1 protein-coding gene is annotated in these 4,140 nt (G+C 73.9%); it reads left to right on the top strand.

Annotated features, from left to right (window positions below; translation table 11 throughout):
- A partial coding sequence (locus ACZ6O5_RS31195) for an acyl carrier protein (protein WP_465981905.1) occupies positions 1-4,140 on the top strand: 4,140 nt, incomplete at both ends.

The following is a 4,140-nucleotide window of genomic DNA, read 5'->3' on the forward strand; positions in this document are numbered from 1 at the left end:
ACCCACCCTCACCCCCACCGACAACTTCTTCGACCACGGCGGACACTCCCTCCTCGCCACCCGCCTCATCAGCCGCATCCGCAGCACACTCGGCGGCGACGTACCGATCCGCACGCTGTTCGAGTCCCCGACGCCCGCCGCACTCGCCACCCGGCTCGCCGCCACGCCGGCCGAGCGGCCACGGTTGCGCCACCGGCCGGACGACGACCCGGCCGCCCTGTCCGCCGGGCAACAACGTCTTCTGCTGCTCGACCGCATCGACGGTCCCAGCCCGACGTACACCATCGGTTTGCGCCTGACCTTCGACGGTGACCTCGACGTGCCGGCGCTGGCCGCCGCCCTCGGTGACGTCGTCGGCCGCCACGAGCCACTGCGCACGGTCTACCCGGACCGGGACGGCCAGCCGGCGCAACGCCTGCTGCCCGCCGACACCCCGGTCGACCTGCCCGTCACCACGGTCGGCGTGGCCGATCTGCCGACGGCGCTGCTCGATGCCGCCCGCGTGCCGTTCGACCTGGCGACCGACCTGCCGCTGCGCGCCGTCCTGTTCCGCCTCGGCCCGAGCGAGCATGTCCTGCTGCTGCTGATGCACCACATCGCGGCCGACGGCTGGTCCCTGGCCCCCCTGTCACGCGACCTCGTCACCGCGTACGCCGCCCGCCGCACCGGCGAGGCGCCGCGGTGGGAGCCGCTGCCCGTGCGGTACGCCGACTACGTCGGCTGGCAGCGCGAACTGCTCGGCGGCGTCGGCGACCCGGCGGCGCGGCTCACCGCCCAGACCCGCTTCTGGCAGGACACGCTGGCCGGCCTGCCGGAGCGGATCGCGCTGCCGGCGGACCGGCCGGACCCGGCGACCGCCACCCATCGGGGCGCGATGCTCGACCTGGCGCTGGACGCCGACCTGCACGCCGGCATCCTCGCGACCGCCCGCGCCGGAGGGGCCACCGTCTTCATGGTGCTGCTCGCCGGGCTCGCGGCCACCCTGGCCCGGCTCGGCACCGGCACGGACGTCCCGATCGGCACGCCGGTCGCCGGGCGCACCGACGAGAAGCTCGACGACCTGGTCGGCTTCTTCGTCAACACGCTGGTGATGCGCGTCGACCTGACCGGGAACCCGACCTTCGCCGACCTCGTCACCCGGGTCCGCGACGTCGCGCTCGACGCCTACGCCCACGACGACGTCCCGTTCGAGCATCTCGTCGAGGTGCTCAACCCGGCCCGGTCCCTGGCCCACCATCCCCTGTTCCAGGTCATGCTGGCGTTGCAGAACACGCCGGACGCCGCCTTCGACCTCGCCGACCTCCACGTGGAACTGCGGCCCGTCACCACCGGCACGGCCCGGTTCGACCTGTTCTTCAGCCTGCTGGAGCGCTACGACGCCGGGCGGGCCGACGGCCTGCGCGGCATCGTCGAATACGCCACCGACCGGTTCGACGCGGCGACCGTCGAGGCTCTGGTCGACCGGTGGCGGCGGCTGCTCGCCCAGGTCGTCGCCGACCCCGGCCGCCGGCTGAACGACATCGACGTGCTGACCGCCGACGAACGCGGTGACCTGGACCGCTGGGGCACCGACGCGGCGTCCTCCGCGACCGCCACGCCGATCGCCGACCAGATCGCCGCGCAGGCCGCCGCGACCCCGGAGAACGTCGCCGTCGAAGCGTCGGACGGCAGCCTGACCTACGCCGAACTGCTCCGCCGCGCCGACGACCTCGCCGCCACCCTGGCCCACCACGGGGTCGCCGCGGAGTCGGTCGTCGCCGTCGCGCTGCCCCGCTGCCTCGACCTCTACGTGGCTCTCGTCGCCGTGCTCCGCGCCGGCGCCGCCTACCTGCCGATCGACCTCGGCCACCCGGCGGAGCGGATCGGGTTCATGCTTGCCGACACCCGCCCCGCGCTGCTGCTCACCACCGATGCCCAGCTCGCCCGACACGGCACACCGGTCATCGGTCCGGAGTCGTGGTCGTCCGGCCACACTCTCGCCAGGCCCGTGGTCCGGCCCGACAATCCGGCGTACGTCGTCTACACGTCCGGCTCCACCGGCGCCCCGAAGGCGGTGGTCATGCCGTCCGGCGCGCTGGCCAACCTGCTGGCGTGGCAACGGGAGGAACTGCCGGGCGGGCCGGGTACCCGCACCGTGCAGTTCACCTCGGTCGGCTTCGACGTCGCCGCCCAGGAAATCTTCGGCGCCCTCACCACCGGTCGGACGCTGCTCGTCCCGGATGACGACACCCGCCGCAGCGGCGAGTTGCTGGCCGGCTGGCTGGAGGACAACGCCGCCACCGAGCTGTTCGCGCCGCAGCCGGTGCTGGCCGAGATCGCGGAGGCCGCCGCCGAGGGCGACCGCCGGCTCCTGGACCTGCACGTGATCGCACAGGCCGGCGAGGCTCTGGTGGTCGGGGAGCAACTGCGCCGCTTCTTCGCCACCCGCCCACACATCGGGCTGCACAACCACTACGGCCCGGCCGAGACCCACGTCGTCACCGGCACGCCGCTGACCGGCCCGGCCGGCGGCTGGCCGGTGCGCGCACCGATCGGCCAGCCCGTAGCCGGTGCCCGGCTGCTGGTGCTCGACGCCTGGCTCAATCCCGTACCGGTGGGCGTCGCCGGTGACCTCTACATCGGCGGTCCCGGACTCGCCCGCGGTTACCTGGGCCGTCCGAACCTGACCGCGGAGAGGTTCGTCGCGGGCCCGAACGGCTCCCGGCTCTACCGCAGCGGTGACCGTGCCCGCTGGCGCCCGGACGGTCAGCTCGAGTTCCTGGGCCGCACCGACGACCAGGTGAAGATCCGCGGGTTCCGGGTCGAGCCCGGTGAGGCCGCCGCCGTGCTGGCCCGCCATCCCGGACTGGTCCGCGCGACCGTGATCGCCCGCACGGACCAGCCCGCGGTGGTACGCCTCGTCGGCTACGCCGTACCCGCTCCGGGTTGGACCGGTACGCCCGGCGAACTGGTCGACTGGCTGCGTGACCGGCTGCCCGACTACCTGGTCCCCACCACGGTCGTGCTGCTGGACGCGTTGCCCGTCACACCGAACGGCAAACTCGATCGCGCCGCCCTGCCCGCTCCCGTGCACACGCCCGGGCGCGCCGCCCGCAACCCGCGCGAGCAGATGATCGCCGACCTGTTCGCCGAGGCGCTGGGCGTCGACGCGGTCGGCGTCGACGACAACTTCTTCGACCTCGGCGGCCATTCGCTGCTCGCGACCCGGCTGATCAGCCGCATCCGCACCACGATGGACGCGGACGTGCCGATCCGCGCGCTGTTCGAGACGCCCACCGTGGCCGGTCTCGCCGCCCGCCTCGACCCGGGCAGGGCACGCCGGCCACCGGTACGCCCGGCGACGAGCCGGCCGGAGCTGCTACCGCTCAGCTCCGCCCAGCGCCGGCTGTGGTTCCTGCACCGGCTGGAGGGCCCCAGCCCGACCTACAACATGCTCATCTCGTTCCGCCTCACCGGCGCCCTCGACAGCGCGGCACTCCGCCAGGCCCTGCACGACGTGGTCGCGCGCCACGAAGCGCTGCGCACCGTGTACCCCGAGGTCGACGGCCGGCCGTGGCAACGCATCGTGCCGACCGAGCAGGCCCGGGTCGAGTTCGACGAGGCCGACGTGACGCCGGAGCAGATGAAGGAACTGCTCGCGGCGGCCGCCCGGTTCGCCTTCGACCTCGCCACCGACCTGCCGCTGCGGGCCAGCCTGCTCCGGCTCGGCGCCGACGAGCACGTGCTGCTGCTCGTGTTGCACCACGTCGCGGGCGACGGCTGGTCGATGGCGCCCCTGTCGCGTGACATCGTCACGGCCTACGCCGCCCGGCACGGCGGCCGGCCACCGGACTGGACCCCCCTGCCGGTGCAGTACGCCGACTACACGCTCTGGCAGGAGGAACTACTCGGCGCCAAGGACGACCCGCACAGCCTGTTCGGCAGCCAGACGGCATACTGGCTGACCGCGCTCACCGGGCTGCCCGACCAGATCAACATCCCGGCCGTACGCACCCGCCCGGCCGCCGCCTCCTACCGTGGCGACCTCCTGAAGCTGCGCATCCCGGCCGACGTGCACGCGGGCCTCGTCCGGCTGGCCCGGGAGACCGGCACCACGGTGTACATGGTGTTGCTGGCCGGTCTGGGTGGGTTGTTGAGCCG

This window comes from Micromonospora sp. NPDC049201, from assembly GCF_055586805.1.